Below are 23,638 nucleotides of genomic sequence, written 5' to 3'. Positions count from 1 at the left end.
CCCCAAGACGGCTGAGTGTTTTTCAAATTATTGCAGGTAAGTGGCAACTGAGTATATGCACTGATCAGATTGTAGATGATTTACTCAAGGTAACTAGATCGAGAAATATGCACTTTCCCTATTTAAGCACTGATAAACTTGCACAAATGCTGTTAATTCCTGATGATTACTCGGCTTGGTTACAAGTTGGCTGCTACTTCCTGCTTTTGATGCTTTGCATCTTTGCCATTGGCTATTACTCTTATGGGATTTATGCAGCGAGAGAATTCTTTTCCCAAAAAACCCAGATAAATGCCGATTTTCATCCACCTGTGAGTATTTTAAAGCCAATTTGCGGACTGGATATTGATACTTACGAAAACTTTGCTTCATTTTGCCAACAGGATTATCCGGAGTATCAAATCATCTTTGGTGTCCGCGATGAAAATGATCCCTGTGTGGACGTAGTCAAGAGAATTATCGCTGAGTTTCCCAATGTAGATATTAGTTTAGTGATTAGCGATCGCACCATTGGTACTAACCTGAAAGTCAGCAACTTAGCTAACGCCCAAGCCCAAGCTAAACATTCCCTGTTATTGTTGGCAGACAGTGATATCCGTGTCGGCACTGATTATCTACGGCACATTATCCAGCCGATGCAAGAGCCATCTGTAGGTGTAGTTACTTGCTTGTATCGTCCCTTGGTGCGGGGATGGGTGGCAATTCTAGAAGCCGTGGGGATATCTACAGAATATCACGTTGGGGTTCTCGTCGCTAGGAAGCTGGAAGGGATGTATTTTGCCCTTGGCCCCACCATTGCTATCCGGCAGACGATTTTAGCAGAAATTGGGGGATTTGCTGCTATCGCTGATTATTTAGCCGATGATTTCCAACTTGGTTACTTACCGACTCAGATAGGTTATAATGTCGTACTTTCCGACTATGTGATTGATCATGCGATCGCTACAGCTAGTTTCGCTGATCTCATCCAACGGCAAACACGCTGGAATTGCTGCACCAGAGTTTCTCGGCCTTGGGGTTATCTAGGTTTAATCTTTACCCACGGTACAGCCATCAGCTTACTATTTTTGCTCGTAACGGCTGGTGCATCTGTGGGTTGGTTGATGCTATTTCTCACCTGGACGACTAGACTGATCCTCGCTTGGGTTGTTGGGGTCTGGGGTTTAAAAGATCAAGTAGCCAGGAAGTTTTTATGGCTAGTCCCCGTACGGGATTTAGTCAGCTTTGCCCTGTGGTGTTACGGCTTTATGGGTAACACCTTGGAGTGGCGCGGACGCAGACTCAGGTTGATTAAAGGTGGTAAGTTAGAAGCGATCGCACCAGATGTCCCTAAACTAACGTAATATCTAGGCAGTTTTTTAACTTTAGTATGGCAACGATTAACGACAACTACCTCAAACTCAAAGCTGGCTATCTGTTCCCAGAAATTGCGCGGCGTGTCAATGCTTTTGCCGAAGCTCACCCCGATGCTAAAATCATCCGCTTGGGTATTGGCGATGTCACCGAACCATTGCCAGAAGCTTGTCGCACGGCGATGATTCAGGCTGTAGCTGAAATGGGCGATCGCGCAACTTTTAAAGGTTACGGCCCAGAACAAGGTTATGCTTGGTTAAGAGAAAAAATTGCGGCTGAAGATTTTCAAGCACGAGGAGCCGATATAGACGCTACAGAAATCTTCATTTCTGACGGTTCCAAATGTGATACAGGCAATATTCTCGATATCTTTGGCAATAATAACATTATCGCTGTCACCGACCCTGTTTATCCCGTCTATGTAGACACCAACGTCATGGCAGGACACACTGGTACAGCTAACGAAAAAGGCGAGTTTGCTGGCTTAGTTTATCTCCCAGTCACAGCCGAGAACAACTTCACAGCCGAAATTCCCACCCAAAAAGTCGATTTAATTTATCTCTGCTTTCCCAACAACCCCACAGGCGCAACAGCTAGCAAAGAACACCTACAAGCATGGGTAGATTATGCCAAAGCGCATAACTCGATTATTTTCTTTGATGCCGCCTACGAATCATACATCACCGACCCCTCTCTTCCCCACTCCATCTACGAAATTCCCGGAGCCAGGGAAGTAGCCATTGAGTTTCGTTCGTTCTCGAAAAACGCAGGTTTTACCGGCACTCGTTGCGCCTTAACCGTTGTCCCTAAAACCCTGACAGCAAAAGCCAGTGATGGTTCTGATGTCGAACTGTGGAAACTATGGAATCGCCGCCAGTCTACCAAATTTAATGGCGTATCTTACATTATCCAACGGGGAGCCGAAGCAGTTTATTCACCAGATGGACAAGCACAAGTACAAGCGCTAGTTAGTTTCTACTTAGAAAATGCCAAAATTATCCGTGAGCAACTCACAGCTGCGGGATTAGCCGTTTATGGTGGAGTGAACGCACCTTATGTTTGGGTAAAAACGCCCAATGGTCTTTCTAGTTGGGATTTCTTTGATAAACTGCTGCATACAGTGAATGTGGTAGGAACCCCCGGTTCAGGCTTTGGTGCGGCGGGTGAAGGCTACTTCCGTATTTCTGCATTCAATAGCCGCGAGAATGTGGAGGAAGCCATGAAACGAATCACCAATGATTTTGTAGTCTAAATCTCTTAACTCTGTGTCTCCGTGTCTCTGTGGTTAAATAAATTAGTTTTTACCACGGAGATACAAATGTACAGTATCTTAGTATTACTTTTCACAATCCCAGTTCACCAAAAACCTCTGGAGAAAACATTTGCCACAACGCCTGAAAATATGGCATGAAAGTTTTAGCTTGTTCTGGCGTTAAGATAGCTTGTATTTCTTTACCCAACAAATGTAGCATTTGACGAATTAGCTCCCATTGCACTTTTAATGTGGGATAAAGCATGACACACAAAGGAAATAATTCTTGTTGAATAGCAGCAATGTTTCCTTCTAAAGCACACACCCAGAGGTAAACTTGGAACATTTCTATATCTCGAATGGTGGATGTTCTGACGATAGAATCGCTTAACATCCCAGACAGAGAACGGTAGCTAGGATATAGTTCAGTTACCCTTTGACAAATATTCTTGGCAATTTGTGTACTGACTGGTAGTAGTTTCTGAACTGCCGCCAATGTGGGAGAATCATAACTGTGTTCAGCCGCCGCCGCGTAAACACGCTGTAAAGGCATATATAGATGATCGTCAATAACTTTAAAGTATGCACCAACGAGCGATCGCTCTACAGAATTGAGTGGTTGTAGGAGCATTTGGCTAGTGTAATGAAACTGCATACTCACAAAGCCAATAATTCTCGGATCAAGACTTGTATATTTCTTTCTAATAGCTCCGATATCTGTGCCAATCACTTTAGCTAATTGGCTAGGAGCTACTTGTTCAGTATAAACGTCCAGTGCTTGCTCATATAACGGATTGCCTTCTTGAGCTAGTTTTACTACTAATGAAAGGGGACGTAATGTTGATTGCTGAGTATAAACATTTAAACTTTTTTGATAAATGTTAAAAGAATCTGCCGCTACCTCCCAAGGGTTGATCATGTTGGGATCTAAACGATGACGTTTCAGTTCTGCTGATAGCAAAGCCTCAGTTTTATTCCAAGCTTTGGCACTAACAGTCCGCAAAGAATCTAGAACTTTTTCGGCAGTCATCTCTCTACCTGTTTGTGATACTATGTCTGACAAATTTGTATCGTCATACTTTTCTTCATGGTGATCAAATTGCAGATTTTGTAAATACTTTTTAGCCCATTGTTGAGCTAAGGATTCTACATTTTTTTTGTTATTTACTTCTCCAACTGGAGCAAAATTTACCTTCACCACTTGTGTCATCATATCAACCACCTATCTAATCTCAGTCAAAATTTTTCGCTTTCTATTGTTCAGAAATACTGTTGGACTTTAATTATAGTAATTATTGTTTACAAAAGTACATACATCATTAATCTTGAAGAAATCTTCATATTACGTTTGGATAAAGTACAAAATAATAGATTTTTAGGCAACACAAAAAAGCAGAATTACCATATTTGATTCTCTAGTTTTATACCTGATTTATTTATAAACTGCTGTAAAATTTGTTCTATCAATTTCGGGAGAAATTCGTGTAAAGAACCTTGCTAATGAATTTAATTTTGTCCCACTACTAATAAAACTCCTGTTTGATTAAAAAACTCATGACACATCCCAGCAAAGAGGACAATTTGTCAGCCAAACAATGTCCTCTCATAGTTCAACTCTTTCCCAACTAACTTTATGACTAATATTAAAGAATAATTCTGAGGAAAATCTGAGGAAAATAGTTACATTAGTTTACGAAAAAATACTGAGAGGCTTGATAGTAATACTCCTATTATTTCGGGGAAATAACTGTAATTACCAAAATTATTGATACGCTAAATTGTCAATAAAAATCCCCGGTAGTTAGCCGGGGTGAATAATCAAGTACTCTGGCGTGGATGACATTGGATGTATTTACAATATCAACTTGCTCTGTATTCAACTCGCCAAAATGCCGATTGACTATAGTGAGAGAGGAAAGGCTAAGTTCTCAAAAAGCGTTGACGCAGGCGAACGACAAATGTGTTGACTTCTGGTATTTTCATGAATGCAGCGATCGCCCCAAATATGATCATCCCCACTAAGCCAGCCAGACACAACTCCACTAGCTGAATTAGTAAACCTGTTTTACCCAACAATTGCTGAGAAAAAACGAGAGTGGCAAAACTAGCGCCCCCAGCCACTACACTACCAGCAGTTAAGCCTAAAATTGGGACACTCCACTCCCGCCAAGGTAAACCATTTAAACGGCGATCGAGAATCCACAACAGCATCAACATTGAGCTACAATTTACACCAACAGTAGCTAACACTAACCCAGGTGCGCCGAAAGGTTTGACTAAAATCCAATCCAGAAAAGCATTGAGGAAGATATTAAAAGTACTGATGCGAAAAGGTGTCTGTCCATCGCCCAAAGCATAAAATACCCGGACTAAAACATCTCGACCTAAATAAGCAAACATCCCAATACCATAGACGATGAGCAGGGATGATACTAACTCTGTGGCATCTTGTTTAAATGCTCCGCGCTCATATACTATCTGCACGATTGGCACAGCTAACGCCACCATCAGCGCACCTAAAGGTAGCATAGTGACAGCACTGAGCAATAGTCCCTGACGAATGCGTAACTTCAGATCATGCCAATTTTCGGGAGCAGCTAGTTTAGCAAATATGGGTAGCAGGGGCAGTAAAATGATGTTAGAAATAATGCCCAGAGGAGTTTGTACCAACAAGTTAGCATAGTTAAATCCAGCCGCAGCGCCAGGAATGGGACTAGCAAAGTAAAGCACCGTGGCAAAATTAATCGGCATCATTCCCGAAGAAATGGTTGCTGGTGTCATAATTTTGATGACTTCTTGGACTGAGGGAGATTGAAAATCAAACCGCAGGCGCAATGTCCCCAATCCCAAACGCCATTGGACAACTAACTGTACTAGCCACTGGAGAATTGCCCCAGCCAAGGTTCCCCAAGCCAACACCAAACCACCAATGACAGCATATTCTGGTTTAATGATGTCCTTGCCTAGTTGCAAAGTCATTATGCCAATGCCAATGACAACAGTGATACTAGATAATAAAGGGCTAATGGAAAGCAACCAATACTGATTGGCAGCGTTGAGAGTGCCGAAACCAATGCCAATCAATCCCGAAAATAAAGCCATTGGTGACATGATCTGGATTTGTTGAATAGCGATCGCTCTAGTTTTCGCCTCCAAACCATGACCGATAATATCCACTATCTCATCTGCTAAGAAAATTTGTGCCACCGTCACCAGTAACAGCACTCCCCCCACTAAAGTAGTGACTGTCTCCACCAGAGGCGCTGCTTCTTCTTGCTTGCGCTTGGCTAAAACGCTGACGATCGCACTGTGTAAGGGGCCATTGACACCTCCCAATAATACTAGTAAAAAACCAGGGATTACGTAGGCATAACTGTAGGCAGTAGCCGCCGCACCGACACCAAAAGCAGCTGCGATCGCTTGCTGCCGAATTAGACCAAAAACTTTACTAATTAAGGTGGCTGCGGCAACAATGCCAGCAATCCCAGCGAAAGAACGAGAGGGTTTTGGCTGTTGATTAGTCACAAATAATACCCGACAACTCTTACAGAGTGCATACCTGAGTAAATTTAACCGGAAACTTTGCAGTCTATCAGGCTAATTTTACGTGAACATGGCGCTATGTAGGACTCTCATGTTTATTACTAACTAAAAATGGGCAATATAAATTTGCACAGAAATTATGTAAATGGTTAACAGTCTAGCTTATTTGACTATCTACTATTGATAGTCTCAACTAGAAATTTCTGACACGCAATTCCCGTTGCAATAGGTCATATCCCGCAAAAGCAGATTGTCAAGATGTGCTGAATCGCATCTTTGAATACTAATGAGCTACTCAGTATTTTGGCTATCTTTTTTAGTTAAAGAAATTGAGTATCAAAAATATCAATCCTCAAAGTTACAAAACTCACTGCTATGGAATCTTCTGCAAATCAAGTTTTATTATCAACTACGCAACTGCAAGAGCAATTAGAGCAACAGAAAGCCCTAGCCAGCGTCATCGGCAGAATTCGAGAATCCCTAGACTTAGAAACAATTTTTCAAATTACAGTTAAAGAAGTGCGTCAGTTACTCAAAACTGACAGAGTAGCCATATTTCAATTTGACCCTCAACAAGATTGGCAAGGCGAATTTGTCTCTGAAGATGTAGCTGATGAATGGGAATCAGCATTAGCTGCTAAAGTATACGATCATTGTTTTGGTGAACGATTTGCCGCCTTCTATCAACAAGGTAGAGTGCAAGCTGTAGCCGATATTTATGCAGCCGAACTAAGTAATTGTCATTTAGAAATTCTGGGTAAATTTCACGTCCGTGCTAACCTGATTGTTCCCTTATTAAAAAGGCAAGAACTCTGGGGATTAATTTGTATTCATCAGTGCAGTGCAGCCCGTCAATGGCAAGAATCAGAAATTGAATTTATTCGCCAAATTGCCGACCATTTAACTATTGCCATTGAACAAGCCAAGCATTTACAAGAAGTCCAACTACAAGCGGCCAAATTAGCCCAAGCAGCCCAGCGCGATCAAGTAATTTCTCGGATTGTTGATCAAATCCGTCCATCCTTAGATATTGAAACTATTCTTTCCACCACAACTCAAGAAATTCGTCAATTACTAAAAGCTGATCGAGTAGCAATATTTCGCTTTAATGCTGATTGGAGTGGTAACTTTGTCGCTGAATCTTACGCTGAAGGTTGGACATCTTTAATAGATATTCAACCTGTGATTAATGACACTTATTTACAAACAACTCAAGGGGGCAGATACGCTCATAAAGAAACATTTACAGCCAATGATATTTATCAAGCGGGATTGACAGAATGTCATGTGGTTTTATTAGAACAATTTCAAGCTAAAGCTTTTGCTACTGCTCCCATTCTTCAAGGTGATGAACTTTGGGGAGTCATTGCTGCCTATCAAAATTCTGCTGCTAGAGAATGGCAAACTTATGAAGTGGAATCTTTAACTAAAATTGGTACACAAATTGGTGTAGCATTGCGTCATCATGAGCTGTTAGCAAAAGCTCATTACCAAGCCGAGCAGCAAAAAACATTAACTAGTGTGATTGCACGGATTCGTCAATCTCTAGATTTAGAAACGATCTTTCAGACAACGGTAATTGAAGTCAGGCAAATGCTACAAGCCGACAGAGTCGCTATCTTTCATTTTGACCCCCAACAAGACTGGGTAGGAGAATTTATTTCTGAAGATGTAGCGACTGGTTGGGATTCAGTTGTGACAGCTAAAGTTTATGATCATTGTTTTGGCGAACAGTTTGCTGTTCATTATCAACATGGACGAGTCCAGGCTGTTAGCGATATTTATGACGCAGGATTAAGTGAGTGTCATGCCAAGATTTTAGGACAATTTCAAGTCAGAGCTAATTTAGTCGTACCACTCCTCAAACAAGGTAATCTCTGGGGTTTATTGTGCGTTCACCAATGTGACAAACCAAGAACTTGGCAAGCTTCAGAAATTGAATTTGTCAGTCAAATTGCCGAAAATTTGGGAGTAGCTTTACAACACAACAAACTTCTATTATCTGCTCAATACCAAGCAGAACAACAAAAAACATTAACCAGTGTCATTACTCGGATTCGTGAATCTCTAGACTTACAAACAATTTTGCAAACTTCTGTTAGTGAAGTGCGACAATTATTGCAAGCTGATCGAGTGGGAGTTTTCCGATTTGATCCTCAAGCAGATTGGGAAGGTGAATTTGTTTATGAAGATGTTGCTGATGGCTGGAAGTCAGCAGTAGCAGAAAAAGTTTATGACCACTGTTTTGGACAGAATTTTGTCTCACTTTATATGCAAGGTCGAGTGAATGCGATCGCTGACATTTATCAAGACAGTTTTCCCGACTGCTACATCCAAATTTTAGAACGATTTCAAGTCCGTGCCAATCTAGTCGCACCACTTTTGAAACAAGAGAATGAACTGTGGGGATTACTTTGCATTCACCAATGTAAATCTCCTCGCCACTGGCAACCCTCAGAAATTGAGTTTGTTAGCCAAATTGCTGAACAATTGGGAGTGGCTTTAAAACAAGATTCCTATTTAAAACAAGTACAAATCCAAGCGGTACAACTAGCACAAGCTAACGAGCGCGAACTAGCAATGGAACGCCAAGAGTTACTAGCTGCAACTATTGATAAAATTCGTCAGTCTCTAGATATCAAAACCATTTTTAGAACTACTACTCAAGCTGTCCGTGAGTTGTTAGAAGTAGAACGAGTTGCTATATATCGCTTTAACTCCGATTGGAGTGGTAAATTTGTTGCTGATTCTTTTAAAGATGGCTGGAAACCAGTTACACAAGTGCAACCACTAGGGTTAACAACTTTTGATAATACAGATGAAGATGATAAATTACCACGCAATGAAACTTTTGTGCCTATTCGCCAAAGAGAACAACTCTGGGGATTATTAGTCGCTTATCAAAACTCCCAACCCCGTTATTGGAAAGAAGAAGAAACAAATTTATTAGCTCAAGTAGGTGTGCAATTGGGAATTGCCATTCAGCAAGCTGAACTACTCGAACAAACCCAACGTCAAACCTTAGAAATTACTCAAGCTTTAAATGAATTAAAACAAACACAAGCCCGATTAATTCAGGGTGAAAAAATGGCAGGTTTAGGACAATTAGTCGCAGGAATAGCTCACGAAATCAACAATCCTGTCAGTTTTATTTTTGGTAATCTAACTCATTTAAATGAATACACACAAAATATTTTGAGTGCTTTACAGCTTTATCGTCAACATGACGCACAATTTCCTGATATCCAAAAAGAAATCAAAAATCTGGACTTAGAATTTATTCTTGATGATTTACCCAAAACACTTGATTCGATGAAAGTAGGTACAGAAAGAATTCGACAAATTGTCATGTCATTAAGGACTTTTTCTCGTACTGATGAATCCGAATTAAAAGCAGTAGATATTCATGAAGGCTTGGATAGTACTTTGCTGATTTTAGGACATCGCCTCAAAGATCATCACCAACGTCCGTCTATTGCAGTTATTAAAGAATACGACAACCTACCTTTAGTAGAATGCTATCCCGCACAACTTAATCAAGTATTTATGAATCTCCTTTGTAATAGCATTGACGCATTAGAGGAAAAATTTCAAACTATTTGGCAGAAGCATTTAGCATTCTCAAAAACTTGTCCGCAAGTACCCTTAACTATTTGGATTAAGACACAAATTATTAGGCAGAATATTGTGATTAAAATAGCTGATAATGGTTTAGGAATATCCAAAGAATCAAGTATCAATATCTTTGACCCCTTCTTCACCACCAAAGAACCAGGCAAAGGCACAGGTTTAGGTTTATCTATCAGTCATCAAATAATTGTCGAAAAACATCAAGGTCAAATAAAATGTTCGTCTACTCCAGGAGAAGGCGCAGAATTTGTCATTGAACTGCCCTTTAGTCAAAGTAAGTGAGCCGCAGGCATAACCCGAATTTCTCACCAGATTTCAGATCAGTAGGTTGAGTTGAAGAATGTAGGCGTAATACTAATTTCCTTTAAATATGAACAGTAGAGACGTTGCATTGCAACGTCTCTACATTGTTCAAGATTATTTTGGGGCAAAAATTTGGGAGGTAAAGTTCCCATGTAAACCGTAGGGTATATGATGCTTAAGATGTAATCGAGCTATAGCATCCTTACTTAAATCACTGGCATCTAAAATTACCACATCTGAACGATGGTGAGCCGCATCATAAACTATAGCTATCACCCAACCGTCATCTTCTTGTTGGGAATCTGGACGGGGAACGAAAACTGGTTCACCTACAAAACCACGAGGCGCAGCACTCCAGAGTTGTCTGGTTCCAGACTCCATATCTATCTTGAGTAATGCTTGCAATGGGGCATTACCAAACTCTGCATGAGCCGCACCGATGTATAAATATCGATAAGAACGCCCGACATTAGCTGGATGGATGGTGGGAAATTCACAACAGCGACCTTCAATCAACTTGCGTTGGACTGTCCCATCTTGGAGATTAAGGTAAAAGCGCCACAATTGTCCAGGTGCGATCGCCTCAAAATCCACTTGCCGAAAATCACTCTCTGGCTCTACTTCTGGTAAAGAATCGTAGCAAATCGAGTCTACAAAGATTTCTTCTCCCACCTCAAAAGCATTGACGTGATGGAAAATGAACCCTGATGCAACTTCTAAAATTTTGACTTCTGTTTTTCCACGTTGAGGAAAACGGGGAATCACAATAATCCGCGTAGGCTGATTGGGTTGTACTTGAATACATTCCCCTGCACCACGTAATCCCAAAGCAAAAGGTATGGGGTTAAAGTTCACAGGATTTTGAAAAAAGATGCAGTGATGAGGCGTAATTAAAAAGTCATGAATAAAACAAAATCCAGGCACATTATGAGAGTTTTTTCTCACAATTTCACCTGCTAGATTCAACTCAAAAATAGTAATTGCTGTTGATAATCCCGGCTTAATGGAAAAATTTACCAGGCAAGGTGCGCCGTTATCTTGTTCACAACTAGGATCAAAACGCGGATGAGCGCCAAAAGCCTCACCGGCTGACAAGACACCATGAAAATATTCTTTGCCTAGCGTTTCTAACGTATGAGGCTCAAGTAGATAAGGTTCGGCTGCTTCCCACAATGCTAAAAGTTTATCACCCCAATAAATCACATTAGTATTAGCAATATTTTTCAGTTTGAAATCAAAAATATTTGCTAACCAGCCACCGGGTTTCTGAGTACCAAAAACACCACGATGTAGAATCTTACCAGCTTTTTGTTCTGCCAAATAACCTTCAGTTCTCACAAAGCGATTGCGGAAATGAGCGCGACCATTGACAAAGGCAATCCGGCTAATCATCCCATCACCATCGAAGGGATGATGAATAGGTTGTCCGTTCACATCCAGTAATCCTGGCCCGTTTCTAAACAATGTACCTTGGAGTTCTGGAGGAATTTGCCCTTCTATATCATCAATCCAATAATCAAACTCTTGCTTCAGAGATTGATATCCCCCTTGCCAGTCTTCACGAGTGTAGGATTTGGCTAAATTTGCATTTTCTTTAATTTTGAAACTCTGCATACTTTTTGAGAAATGATAAAAAAAGGATGAGATACTAAAGACTACTGTGATGAATCTGACCTACAAATATGTTGATGAGATTTGTAAGCTCAATCCACTACTTTTGATTCTGGTTCACGCAACATAAATTCAGACATCAAATTAGGTAATAAATTTTGTCCTGCGTGATTACTTGATGCTGATGTTTCAGTTTCTGGATTATCAGCAGGTAGCCAGTTCAGAAAGGGTAAGGGTAATAGTGTGCTGAGGTTAGTAATCAAGACTAATAACCACAGTAATTCAAAGTTATTTTCTGTAATTCCTAACCATTTCATCATGATGGCTCCTAATTCAAAAGAAACCATCCCGGCTAAATTGAAAACTGACATCAACAAGGCAAATAGTGTTGCTTCTACTCCTGGTGGGCAAAGTCGAGCAGATAATACCAACACTGGCATATAGGCAATTTGTCCAGCAACGGTGAGAATGAGGCTATCACCCAAGCTAAACCAATGATCATCTATTCCTAAAGCTCTGTTTGTGTGCGTCACCAACAGTAGCATTGTCATGCCTAAAACTGTGGATAAAACTGTACTCCAACCAAAAATAACGCGGAAGGGAACGCTTTTTAAAAACCGTTGAAATATCCACACCCCAATTAAAGAAGCAAGACTGGTAACTAAGCGTACCCGTCCTAAAAATTCTGGTTCAAAATGGAGTTCGTTAGTACTGAAAAAGAAGAAGGCTGACTCAGCAGTAGGGGTAGCTTGCCAAATAAATACAAATGCTGTAGGTAACCAAATACTTTTTTGGGTGATGGCTTGGCGTAGTTGCTGTAATTGGTGCTTGATGTTAGGGGAGTTGTCATCTTTCTCATCCTTACTCACAGGCGACTCGGTAATCAACCAAGCAACAGCTGAGACAATGAGAGGGAAGGCAGCAGTAATCCAAAATACAGTCCGGGTGGTGAAATGCTCCAGCAGCAACCCGCTAAAATATGCTGTCATTAAACCACCAACTGCGGAAGTACCCCAGCACAATGATTGGAGTGAGCCAGCGTCTGCTTGTGACTCTCGCCTAGCGCGTTCTACAACTAAGGAGTCAACGATGACATCACTGACGGCGACGGATAGGGAACCGAGAGCGATCGCAATTGTCGCAGCCCAGCTACTATGAACTATGGTTGCTAAACTTACCCAAGAAATAGCACCCAAAATTCCCGACAATACTAGGTACGGTCTACGACGATAGCCGAATATGGGTAAGCCATCGGACATAAAGCCAAACACAGGCTTGATAATCCAAGGCAAAACGACAATTCCCAAGATTGCCGAAACTTGTACCGGACTTAGTGACAACTCATCTTTGAGGAAAAAGCTAACGGCTAAACGCGCTAACCCTAAAATTCCTTGGACGAAGTAAACACTTAGGATAGCAATCAATTCGGCATTAGGCTCATTACCGAAGAAAATTTGTTTTTTCACTGAATCTTTGACTTTGGACAAGCCAGGGTAGTCAATCAGCATTATGATGAATTTTTTTTAAGTTTTATCTACTTTTCTATCATATCTATATTTAAGGCTTGAAGGTCAACTCACCAAATAGCTAGATGATCAAAAGTAAGGAAATTAGGATTAAGTGCAAGGGCAACTCTACTAAAATTTAAGGGCAACTCTTGCAAATGAGGGTTTGAGGAAATGCCTTACAGTCAGTTTGATATTGAAACTATTCGAGAGAACTTTGGCATTACTATCCTGGAAACAGTCGGTACATTTGCTGAAATACCAGAAATTCCTTGTAGCGATTTTCTTACGGAAACTCTGCGTTTCAATACGCCTATTGCTTTAGCGGTTAACTCGGAAAAATCTCGTTCCGAGATGATTATTGCACCAATATTACTAGAATTAAAGCGACTATATCCTGAGAAAATCAGCTTGTTTTCTGGGAAAGATTTTAACGTTGACGTGGAAAAAGGTTTAAATGGCTTTTGTGATTTTCTCATCAGTCGTTCACCAGAACAATTAACAATCATGTCACCAGTGATTGCAGTGGTGGAGGCAAAGAACGAGAACATTGAGGCTGGTTTGGGACAATGTATGGCAGAAATGATTGCATCCCAAATTTTTAATCAGCAAAAAGGTAGGTCAATTTCTCAAATATTGGGTGCTGTTACAACTGGCAGTAGTTGGAAGTTTATGCGCTTAGAAGCACAAACTATAGAAGTTGATTTAAATGAGTATTTTCTCAATCAGATTGGTAAGATTTTAGGTATTTTTAGTTCGGTATTGTAGATAAAAGGTTTAGTAATGAGGAAAATTTGATTGCTTGAGAGCGAGTATAGCTGATTACCTCACAAAAAATGTTATTTACTCAGGGCGATCGCTACATTTTGCCCACCAAAGCCAAAACTAAAACACAAAACCCGTTGGATATGGCTGTGATGTGCTGCCATTACTAGGTTTAAATCAAATTCTGGTTCTTGTAATCCTACACAAGGAGGTAATATTTGTTGCTCTAAAGCTAGAAGTGAAAAAGCCACTCCCAATGCTCCTGATGCACCCAAAGTATGACCTGTACTACCTTTGGTAGAACTAATTGCGACTTGGGGAGGAAATAATCGTTTGATGACTTGGCTTTCGATGCGATCGTTTAACTGAGTAGCTGTACCGTGAGCATGAATATAATCAATGTCAGAAGGTTTGAGGTGACTACGTTCCAGACATTGCTTGATAGCAGCGATCGCCCCCTTACCTTCCGGGTCTGGTTGATTGGTATGATATGCGTCTGTTGTCAAGCCAAAACCCAGAACTTGACCATAAATCTTAGCTTGGCGCTGCTCGGCTAATTCCCTTGATTCCAACACAAACAAAGCGCCCCCTTCCCCCAACACCAACCCTTCCCGGTGCAAATCAAAAGGGTAAGCGCCAGTTTTAGCTAACGCTCCCATTTGTTGAAACCCTGACAAAGTTAAAGGTGTAATTGGTGCTTCCACTGCGCCAGCGATCGCCCGTTGATATTGCCCTATTTGGATCAGCAAAGCGGCTTGAGCGATCGCCCATATCCCTGTAGCACAAGCAGCCATCGGTGCGATCACTGCCCCTGTAGAGCCAATTTGTCGAGCTGTAGCGATCGCATTCATGTGAGGTAAGGTATCCAACCAATCCTCTAATCTTTCTGCTCCAGAAAATTGACCATACATTTGTCGTGCTAGACTTTCCCACGATGCCTGATGAGCGCGACTAGAACCAATCACCACGGCACAATCAGTTAAAGGTGCAATTAATCCAGCATCTTGCAAAGCTGAATCTACAACCATCTGAGTTAACCTTCTTAACTGAGTCGGTTTTGCGCCTATTAAGCCTAGAGGTAGTGGTGATAACTCTGGAAATGGTTGATACCATTGAATCCCAGATTTACCCAGAATCAACTTTTGCCAACTTTCCTCTAGACTTGTACCCAAAGCGGAAACTAAACCAATACCAGTAATGACTACTTCAATCCGCTTCATCGATTTGTGATTATGCCGGCACAACTTCAGAACTATAGTGCTTCAGGTAAATCGTCTTATCACTTCTGAAATATTTTTATTGTATAATTGAGTACATTCTTTGGGAGTGACTTGCCTCGTAATCAGCGATCGCTTCCTCAGCTAAAGCATCTAACTTACCATCGGCAATATCTTGCTCTATCTGCTCATCCCAACGCTGATAATCTACATCAAAGAACCACTGCCTAAACTGCTGAAATTCATCCGATGAAAGCATGAGAATGGCAGCTTCGATTTGTTCAAGAGTTGACATATCAGTTTCTAGGTCTTTGATTTTAATCGAATTATTTTCACCTCGCTGCATCACCATTTTTCCTCAGCTAATGTCTGAGCTTGTAGCTAGACAAAGAACGGATCAAGACTGCTATCTTCATTAGTATATACAGCATCTAACTGTTTAGTAATTTGATCACGTTTATGGGCTTGCAAGTATTCATGAAGTGCTACAGCATAAAGCTCGCTGCGGGATAACCCCATACGCTTGGCAAATTGTTCGGCAGCCTCAAAGAGAGGATCAGGGATAGAAATTGCTGTTTTCATAGCTGGGTATAACTTTAGTTATACCCTCATACTATCCCCAATTACTATCCCCAATCGCCAATCTAAAATCCAAAATTGCAGCCCTACTTCTGAATCTCTACTGCGCCACCTTTAAATTCTCAGCCCCTTGAGTGACTTTAGCAGAATCGATGCGATCGCCTTGCTGAATTTTGTTCACCACATCAAAACCTTGAGTGACAAAGCCAAATACAGCATAGTTACCATCGAGGAAACCTAAATCTGCCAGAGCAAAGTAAAACTGAGAAGATGCAGAGTCTGGTTGTTGCGATCGCGCCATTGCCACCGCACCTTGTTTATGAGATAACTCAGGTGGTTTTGTCACACCAGCAGACTCAAATGTCTTGCTGTAAAGTGGTGCTGGGTCGCCTTTGGGCTTAATTTCTAAAGGAACATAACGTTCATTCCCGGTTTTGGGGTCAATATAACCACCTGTTCCCCAAAGTTGTTGAGAACTCTTGGGATCTTTACTTTGAGGATCGCCACCTTGGACAACAAAAGGCTGAGGCTGACGAACAACACGATGGAAAACAGTCCCATCGTATACACCCTTTTGTACTAAATCAACAAAATTGCCTGCTGTGACTGGAGCATTCGTACCATCTACTTCAACCGTAATTGGTGAACCTTTCACAGTAATCACCACTGTAGCCTTGCCTTCGAGGCGTGGTAAATTTGTCATTCCTGGAGTACTCTCACTTGTGGTTTCAGAGACAGATGTTGCTTCAGTAGTTTTGCTGGTTGTCTCGACGGCTGTGGATGCTGGAGAAGAATTAGAGCTAATCTGCTGTGTAGAACAGCCGCCCAACACTAAAGAACCGACTATCAAAAATGCAACCAAGAATTGTGAAACTTTTAACCGCATTGCTAATTACTGACTCAACCAAAGTATCTTAGCCTCTTATATTAATTCGTAATTCGTAATTCGTAATTCGTAATTAATAAATCCAGATTGTGTATAGTTTTCAGAGTTTTAATCTGTTGCCAAGTGTTTGAGAATGGGTATTAATTACCAATTTAAAAAATACTAGAGGCCAGGGAGATGGGGAGAGGGGGAGATGGGGAGATGGGGGAAAAAACCTATACAAGTATTTTCTCCTTGTCCCCTTGTCCTCTTCCTTGTCCCTCTTTCTTCTACAATCCTTCTAAGGGTACTCCTAAAAAGCGCGCTAACTCTGCACCTTGAGTTTCTAACTCTGCTAAGGCTAGAGGTTGACCGACTCTAGTTAGCGGTACATCTCGACGACCTTTAATGCGTAGATATATTGACCGACGAGGATTTAAACCTTCCTTAATCTCTATCCGTACAGATTGGATCTCTTGTATGCGGCTGCTAATTTCAATTTTGCGGTTTTTACCAGGAAATCCCCAACGAAAAATTTTGAAGTAACCTGTTTCTCGATTGAAATCGTTGTAACCGCCGCCGATGTCCCATAAAATCATCAACCACAGGTACAAAGCTAGAAGCACGCCAGCAGTACCGTATAATCCCATTACTAATCCTTGAGGTACAAATACCAACTGACTTGGATCGGTAACTATCAGTAAATTGACTTTTAAGTAACTCGATATTCCCGCCAATAAGAAACCAGAGGCTCCTAATGTCACTACAGTAGCCCATAAGTAGTTACTGAACCGACGAGAACCGAGAACTTTTTGATGTAGAACTAGTGCAGAACTATCACCATTAGATGAGTCGCCTTTATTAATTGTTGTTGATGCCGTCATGGAAATATTTTGGCTCGTGAGTTCTTCCCTTTAAAAGTCTGCCATTTTCCGAGGATGTCTTGCAATAGGGAGTAATGAGTGCTGAGTGCTGAGTGAGGGAGTGAGGGAGTGAGGGAGTGAGGGAGTGAGGGAGTGCTGAGTGCTGAGTGCTGAGTTTTGACTAATGACCAATGACTAATGACCAATGACTATTGACTAATGACCAATGACCATTGACTATCGCCTGTAAAATTACTTAAGAAAAAGTACTAAGACTTAATTCGCTGCTAAATTGTTCTAAAACGTGCAATTTTTTCGTTACTTTCACTAAAACTAACAAGCTCAACAACAATAGTATCAGTATTAGAGCAAACATGAAAACTAAAATTATAGCGGCAAGTTTTATTACGCTCTCTTTTATGTTGCCGCTAAAAGCTTCGGCAGCGAGTATTTCTGGGCTTTATGTATTTGGTGATAGTCTTTCTGATACTGGTAATACATTCAATATTACTGGTGGTGTATTTGACCCAAAAAAAGCTATTCCACCCAGTCCACCTTACAAGCTAGGGCGATTTTCTGATGGCCCTGTTTGGGTAGATTATGTAGGGGAAAAGCTGGGCTTGACACCCACCCCAATTACAAGTTTATTGCCCAACTTAGATGTAAGTCAGCCTATTGCTAAACCCTTCCCCACTCAAGGGATTAATTTCTCTATTGGTGGTGCTAGTTCTGGTGAAGGTAACGCTATTGTGCCTGATGTCCCGTTACCAGGAGTTTTGCAGCAAGTTTTTGCTTTTCAAGGGTTGCTACAAGTTAATCAGCAGACGCTTGATCCTCATGCACTCTATGCTGTGTGGGGTGGAGCGAATGATTACCTTTTTCCTCAATTTCTTGATCCTAATAAACCTCAGCCTTATACTAATATTTCTCAAGCTGTCAGCACTTTAGCTGCCATTGGGGCAAAAAATATTTTAGTTTTCAATTTGTCGGATTTAGGTAAGCTTCCAGCAGCTAAATTAGATGGTCGCAATCCCGCAGCACTTACTCAAGCAACTCAAGATTTTAACTCGAATTTAGCTCAGAATTTAGCAGCAATTCGGCAGAATCAAAAAGTCAATATCATTGAGATTGATATTTATTCCTTGTTTAAGCGTGCAGAGCAAAATCCCAGTGAATTTGGTTTTGAAAATGTTACTGACTCTTGCCTAGCTCAGTTTCCTATATGTGCTAATGACCAAAGTAAATATTTCTTCTGGGACGATTTTCATCCAACTACTGCTGGTCAAAAGATAGTAGCAGAGTCCGTTTTGGCAGCAACAACTCCGGAATCTCCCGCAACAATTGGTGTGTTAGCATTGGGTGCATTAGGTGTAATTAGCAGACGTAAATCTCTTAAAAAGAAATTTGTCTCTATGACAATGTCTGAGGTTTCTAGTAAGTAATCTAGCGACTCTCAATCATTCATCAGAAAAAAGATTCCCAACTTCTTAAAGAAGTCGGGAATCTGGAAATATCAATTTTTATAACTTTTAGATATAAGAATCATATTCAAAGTATTAATGTCTAATTACGATCGCCTATTTACAACCATAGCAGAATTAGTCATGCACCATTCGCCTAGCGGTGCGGAAGCGGAAATTAATCAACTTTTGTTACAAAAATTTACAGCATTGGGTGTAGAGGTGTGGAGCGATCGCGCAGATAATATTATTGCCAAAATTCCGGGGAAGAATTCGGCAAGAGCGATCGCTATTACAGCTCACAAAGACGAAATTGGCGCTATTGTCAAAAATATCGGTGATGCTGGACGAGTGGAAGTCCGCAAGCTTGGTGGTGCTTTCCCTTGGGTTTATGGTGAAGGTGTTGTAGATTTGTTAGGAGACAACGCAACTATTAGCGGTATTCTCAGTTTTGGTTCTCGCCATGTCTCTCATGAATCACCACAGAAGGTACAGCAAGAAGATATATCAGTTAAATGGGAAAATGCTTGGATTGAAACAAAGCTGACCACGGCTGAATTAGCAACAGCTGGCGTTCGTCCTGGAACCAGAATGGTCATTGGTAAACATCGCAAACGCCCAGTCAGACTGCAAGATTATATTGCTAGTTATACTTTAGATAATAAGGCATCAGTAGCAATTTTATTAGCCTTAGCGGAACATTTACTAGAGCCAGCAATTGATGTTTATTTAGTCGCTTCCGCCAAAGAAGAAGTAGGTGCAATTGGTGCATTATTTTTTACTCAAAATCAGAGTTTAGATGCCTTAGTTGCTCTAGAAATTTGCCCACTATCTGAAGAATATCCCGTTAAAGATGGGACAAATCCCGTACTTTTATCTCAGGATGCTTATGGGATATATGACGAAGACTTAAATAGACAAATCAATCAATCTGCTAAACAATTAAATATACCCATCCAGTTTACCACCTTGAGTGGTTTTGGTAGTGATGCCTCAATTGCCATGAAATTTGGTCATGTTGGACGTGCGGCTTGTTTGGCATTTCCCACTCAAAATACCCACGGTTATGAGATTGCTCATTTAGGAGCGATCGCCAATTGTATTAATTTACTGAAAGTCTTCTGTGAAACTGATTTTGATTAATACAAATTATACATTACTACAGCAGCAGATCAAGCAACCAATTCAAATTTCCCGTCTGCCAGCAAGAAACTTAAATAATTATTAAAAATAAAATATTTTTCTAGAAAAATGCTCGAAACTATTTCATAAGACAACAAATAATCAGCGATTATTTAGCACTCAAAACCAGAGAGTGCTAACTTCCAAAAAAAGTTAATTCTGAAGATATAACTAAAAATCCTAAATTTTATAGGTAAAATATAGGTAATCGGCAAACACAATTTATATTTTAAATACCACTGATTCATAATTGGAGGCTGAAATGAAATACACTTTTGACATTGTCGGTGTATCTCCTGTTTGGCAATTTTTTAGCCATCTCCAGGACAGTCAGCAAAAACCACAACAACAAGGCATAGAATATTTAGGAACCCAGAAATGTACCCTGGATTCCTTAATAGAGTCTGTAGAACCAGTCCCACTAAAATGGGGTTGGAATAGAGAGCAAGTCTTAGATACAGTAGTAAATTTTTGGCTGAATAACTCTGAAAGTATCCGTTACTGGAAAACACGTTTAAGCGATGCCGGTAATGATAATATTCTCGTTGCTAGGCTAGCAGACATCACAGCTTTACAAGCAGAATTTGAATCTTTATTAGGTAAGAACTGGTAGGTAATTAGCTAAGTCAAAGGTGATAAATCCCCATTTTTACTTTTGATTTCGCAGCAACCAATGCCATCCAGAACCCTCACGAATTAACCAACCATCCTCCAGTTCATCATCATACTCATCTAAATCAGGAGTGTAGGCTGGATAACTAGAATAGCCTGATTCATTTTGTTGTACACGAATTCTCAAGTTGTGACAACTGCCTGCAATTTCAATTGTTACAGAGTCATTATTACCAATATTAGGTCTTAGTAGACTATCTCTAATTACACTCCGCTTTCTATTTACCTCTTGTTTAATTCTAGGAACACAACGCACCCTGACTAATGAATTTTCGTGAGGATTATCTAGTAGATAGGGTAAAATTTGCGAATTCCGAATAGAGCGAGTAGGAGTCTCAGCACTTGCTAAAGATATCATAGTCAACAATAAAGTGACACTCAGGGTAATAACTCCTCCTATTGTGCTGTTCATAATACTATTCCTCAAAAAAATTAACTAAAGCAATTGCCAGGGTGATTACCCTGGCGGTAAAACAATTCAATAATTAATAGGACTTACGTACGCACTGAACCAAAAAACCATAAAAGAGGGTGGCATAGTAAACAGTGAACAGTGAACAGTGAACAGTGAACAGTGAACAGTGAACGTTTATTAACTGGTAACTGATTTGGTCAACAGTCCAAAAACCTTGATTTTGAACGCTAGTCCACACAATGGGAAGGCAGTCGCGTGGGCGGGTTTCCCGCGCCACTTGCTACAACGGGGGAAACCCCCGCAACGCAGTGGCTTGACTTGAGCGAACTGCCGTGGAAACCCCCACAAACGGTTGGCTCTTTTTGACCATTGACTATTGACTATTGACAAAAAAGCCAGAAAACTTAGTGACACTGCGTAAGTTCTAATTACTTTTTCTACAGCTTAATTATTTATCTTCCAGTAATTGATTTACTTGTTGTCCACGACGACCAGTTTTAATTTCATAACGGCGAGTGAGGTTGTCTTGGTAGTTCATATCTCTAGCGGCGGCAGCATTGACAAACGCATCGCAATTCTTACCTTGAACTACTGTTGAAGAACTGCTGCTGTTTTCTTCTGTGCGGTTGTTGCGAGTATCTTTAGAACTACTGTTATTTTGACTACCTTGACTACTACCGCTACCATTAACACCAATTCCTAAGAAACTCACACCACCACCACCGCCATCATGATGACTGCTCGAAGAACTAGAACGAGTACTGGTAGAGTTGGCTAAAGCCAATTTCGTAGTGCTGTTACGAGTGTTGTTACCCAAGCCAACATCGCTACACAAAGCACGGGGGTCATTTGCTAAAGTTTTTTGGTCAACCCAAGATTGATGGTCACCTAAGCCTTGGATTTCGCCGTTACCTACTGGGTTGCTGGGTGTGCTAGGAACAGGTGTTTTGGGAGTAACATTGCCTACTGCACCAGGAACCACATCCACTGGCTTAAAAATACCAGCTGGTTTGACATCAAAAGGCCCGGCAAAAGCTGGAAGTGTGCTAGTCAAGAGTGCAGTAGCTGTGAGTAAAGAACTAGTTAAGTGACGGAATTTCATGGTCATATGCCTCAAGTTTCAGTGCTGGTGTGTATTTTGGGTTTTTCACCCCTCACTGACTCAATAGGTTGACCTTGATTTTTTTATGCACTCCCAACAGCATTGTCATGAGAATTCTGTTGAACAAGACTATCTAAAACATGACGCATCACTGAATTGATTTGCTCAAAATCATCATCTCTTGATAGCATCTGTTCTGCTGCCTGAATATATTTGCCCTCCACGAGTTCGTCTAGACAATTGCCAATGATTTGGCGAACACTATCTTTAGTTGACTCTAGGTGAAACTGTAAGGCTAGAACTTTCTTATCATAGAGAAACGCCTGATTTTGACAAGCTTCGCTATAAGCTAGTCGAGTTGCACCTGCTGGTAAGTCAAAGGTGTCACCATGCCAGTGGAAAACGTCAAGCTGCTGAGGTAATGAGCCAAAAATAGTAGAATCTTTAGCTGCTTGTGTGAGTTGAATGGGGAACCAACCAATCTCTTTATATTCTCCCTGATAGACTTTTGAGCCTAAAACGTCTGCAATTAATTGTGATCCTAAACAAATACCGATGACAGTTTTACCTTGATTAATTGCTTGTTCTATAAATCGTTTCTCTGCCGTCAACCAGGGATACTTGTCATCCTCATAGATATTCATGGGCCCACCCATAACAACAACCCAGTCCAGGGTGTCAATTTCAGGTAAGGAGTCATTAGCGTAAAATCTAGTTGCCCAAAGAGAGTGCTGGTTGTGTATTGCCCACTGTTCGATACTAGCAGGTGTTTCAAATGGTACGTGCTGCAAGTAATGGATATTCATCAACAACTCCTTAACTTTCGGCTGAGGATGTATAGTATTTAGCTTACATCAGCATTGGCGATGAGCTACACCCCACTGTGAGCAATGATTGCCATCTGACAAACTATCCAAATATTACCCCCACACAAGAGCTAAATTTTTGCAGTATTTTGCAATACATATAAATGCAACATAGTTAGTGTTAGCCAATACTAAATTAGCCAACTCATAAAAGCTTTGATGGGTTTCTACCTTTTTGGCAAAAAGTTTTTGTAAAAATCAGGGCATTTGTGATTTATTGAGACACGATTTATTGTAATGTTGATACTGCTTGTTTTTTTACTTGATTACTTATCCCTCTACCAACAGTTGCTAACAGGTATGTGATTTTACTATTGACCAATCTTGAACAGCAAGGTTAGAGTATCAGCTTTAATTCCTCAAGCTTGCCGTGGAACTCTTTGAGTCTCTCAACGTCTTGAGGTCAGCGAATAGCAAAATGTATCATCTTGCTAAAGTTTCTTCCGGAAAGACTC

The 23,638-nt window shown here is 40.8% G+C and carries 19 protein-coding genes; 7 read left to right on the top strand and 12 right to left on the bottom strand.

Annotated features, from left to right (window positions below; all coding sequences use genetic code 11):
- Positions 1-107 precede the first annotated feature (107 nt).
- Together hpnI and FD725_RS28540 are read left to right on the top strand one after the other, a co-directional pair.
- Positions 108-1,343: a bacteriohopanetetrol glucosamine biosynthesis glycosyltransferase HpnI gene (gene hpnI / locus FD725_RS28545; protein ID WP_306296889.1), complete on the top strand. Its 1,236-nt coding sequence runs from the start codon at positions 108-110 to the stop codon at positions 1,341-1,343.
- 26 nt (positions 1,344-1,369) lie between these two features.
- Entirely contained in the window at positions 1,370-2,605 is a 1,236-nt protein-coding gene (locus FD725_RS28540) for an LL-diaminopimelate aminotransferase (RefSeq protein WP_179051237.1), read from the top strand.
- A gap of 91 nt (positions 2,606-2,696) precedes the next feature.
- Here FD725_RS28540 and FD725_RS28535 read toward each other — a convergent pair whose 3' ends face one another.
- Both FD725_RS28535 and murJ read right to left on the bottom strand, forming a co-directional pair.
- Complete coding sequence (locus FD725_RS28535) at positions 2,697-3,815, bottom strand: hypothetical protein (RefSeq protein ID WP_179051743.1); 1,119 nt, start codon at positions 3,813-3,815, stop codon at positions 2,697-2,699.
- 710 nt (positions 3,816-4,525) lie between these two features.
- Entirely contained in the window at positions 4,526-6,130 is a 1,605-nt protein-coding gene (murJ, locus tag FD725_RS28530; protein WP_179051236.1) for a murein biosynthesis integral membrane protein MurJ, read from the bottom strand.
- Between the two features lie 393 nt (positions 6,131-6,523).
- Between murJ and FD725_RS28525 the strand changes: the two genes are divergently transcribed.
- Entirely contained in the window at positions 6,524-10,060 is a 3,537-nt protein-coding gene (locus FD725_RS28525) for a GAF domain-containing protein (RefSeq protein ID WP_179051235.1), read from the top strand.
- A 135-nt stretch (positions 10,061-10,195) separates the two neighbouring features.
- Here FD725_RS28525 and FD725_RS28520 read toward each other — a convergent pair whose 3' ends face one another.
- Positions 10,196-11,695 carry a carotenoid oxygenase family protein gene (locus FD725_RS28520; RefSeq protein ID WP_179051234.1) on the bottom strand — a complete coding sequence of 500 codons (1,500 nt, stop codon included), beginning with the start codon at positions 11,693-11,695 and terminating at the stop codon, positions 10,196-10,198.
- Between the two features lie 89 nt (positions 11,696-11,784).
- Positions 11,785-13,200 (bottom strand): folate/biopterin family MFS transporter, encoded by a 1,416-nt coding sequence (locus tag FD725_RS28515; RefSeq protein WP_179051233.1) that lies wholly within the window; start codon positions 13,198-13,200, stop codon positions 11,785-11,787.
- Between the two features lie 171 nt (positions 13,201-13,371).
- On the opposite strand from FD725_RS28515, the gene FD725_RS28510 reads away from it, so the two are divergent.
- Positions 13,372-13,965, top strand: a complete 594-nt coding sequence (locus FD725_RS28510) for a hypothetical protein (protein WP_179051232.1) — start codon at positions 13,372-13,374, stop codon at positions 13,963-13,965.
- Positions 13,966-14,036: 71 nt separating this feature from the next.
- Here FD725_RS28510 and FD725_RS28505 read toward each other — a convergent pair whose 3' ends face one another.
- The 5 genes from FD725_RS28505 to FD725_RS28485 form a co-directional block, all read right to left on the bottom strand.
- Positions 14,037-15,182 (bottom strand): beta-ketoacyl-ACP synthase, encoded by a 1,146-nt coding sequence (locus FD725_RS28505; protein ID WP_179051231.1) that lies wholly within the window; start codon positions 15,180-15,182, stop codon positions 14,037-14,039.
- A gap of 76 nt (positions 15,183-15,258) precedes the next feature.
- Positions 15,259-15,474, bottom strand: coding sequence for a hypothetical protein (locus tag FD725_RS28500; RefSeq protein ID WP_179051742.1), 216 nt, complete (start codon positions 15,472-15,474; stop codon positions 15,259-15,261).
- An 86-nt stretch (positions 15,475-15,560) separates the two neighbouring features.
- Positions 15,561-15,761 (bottom strand): CopG family transcriptional regulator, encoded by a 201-nt coding sequence (locus tag FD725_RS28495; RefSeq protein WP_179051230.1) that lies wholly within the window; start codon positions 15,759-15,761, stop codon positions 15,561-15,563.
- Positions 15,762-15,858: 97 nt separating this feature from the next.
- Positions 15,859-16,644, bottom strand: coding sequence for a peptidylprolyl isomerase (locus FD725_RS28490; RefSeq protein WP_179051229.1), 786 nt, complete (start codon positions 16,642-16,644; stop codon positions 15,859-15,861).
- A 269-nt stretch (positions 16,645-16,913) separates the two neighbouring features.
- Complete coding sequence (locus FD725_RS28485) at positions 16,914-17,507, bottom strand: photosystem I assembly protein Ycf4 (protein WP_179051228.1); 594 nt, start codon at positions 17,505-17,507, stop codon at positions 16,914-16,916.
- Between the two features lie 353 nt (positions 17,508-17,860).
- On the opposite strand from FD725_RS28485, the gene FD725_RS28480 reads away from it, so the two are divergent.
- The 3 genes from FD725_RS28480 (at position 17,861) to FD725_RS28470 (ending at position 20,741) form a co-directional block, all read left to right on the top strand.
- The gene (locus tag FD725_RS28480; RefSeq protein ID WP_179051227.1) at positions 17,861-18,928 is read left to right on the top strand and encodes an SGNH/GDSL hydrolase family protein; all 1,068 of its coding nucleotides are present in this window, start codon (positions 17,861-17,863) and stop codon (positions 18,926-18,928) included.
- A gap of 117 nt (positions 18,929-19,045) precedes the next feature.
- Positions 19,046-20,089, top strand: coding sequence for a M42 family metallopeptidase (locus FD725_RS28475; RefSeq protein WP_179051226.1), 1,044 nt, complete (start codon positions 19,046-19,048; stop codon positions 20,087-20,089).
- Positions 20,090-20,390: 301 nt separating this feature from the next.
- Positions 20,391-20,741 carry a hypothetical protein gene (locus tag FD725_RS28470; protein ID WP_179051225.1) on the top strand — a complete coding sequence of 117 codons (351 nt, stop codon included), beginning with the start codon at positions 20,391-20,393 and terminating at the stop codon, positions 20,739-20,741.
- A gap of 36 nt (positions 20,742-20,777) precedes the next feature.
- On the opposite strand, the gene FD725_RS28465 is transcribed toward FD725_RS28470, so the two are convergent.
- The 3 genes from FD725_RS28465 to FD725_RS28455 form a co-directional block, all read right to left on the bottom strand.
- Positions 20,778-21,212, bottom strand: coding sequence for a hypothetical protein (locus tag FD725_RS28465; protein WP_179051224.1), 435 nt, complete (start codon positions 21,210-21,212; stop codon positions 20,778-20,780).
- 451 nt (positions 21,213-21,663) lie between these two features.
- Positions 21,664-22,317: a hypothetical protein gene (locus FD725_RS28460; RefSeq protein WP_179051223.1), complete on the bottom strand. Its 654-nt coding sequence runs from the start codon at positions 22,315-22,317 to the stop codon at positions 21,664-21,666.
- A gap of 83 nt (positions 22,318-22,400) precedes the next feature.
- On the bottom strand, positions 22,401-23,123 hold the full coding sequence (locus FD725_RS28455; RefSeq protein ID WP_179051222.1) for a type 1 glutamine amidotransferase: 723 nt from the start codon (positions 23,121-23,123) through the stop codon (positions 22,401-22,403).
- Positions 23,124-23,638 lie beyond the last annotated feature (515 nt).

It is taken from the genome of Nostoc sp. TCL26-01 (assembly GCF_013393945.1).
In the GTDB taxonomy this organism is placed as follows: Bacteria; Cyanobacteriota; Cyanobacteriia; order Cyanobacteriales; family Nostocaceae; genus Trichormus.
This window is presented reverse-complemented; position numbering and strand designations above follow the sequence as displayed.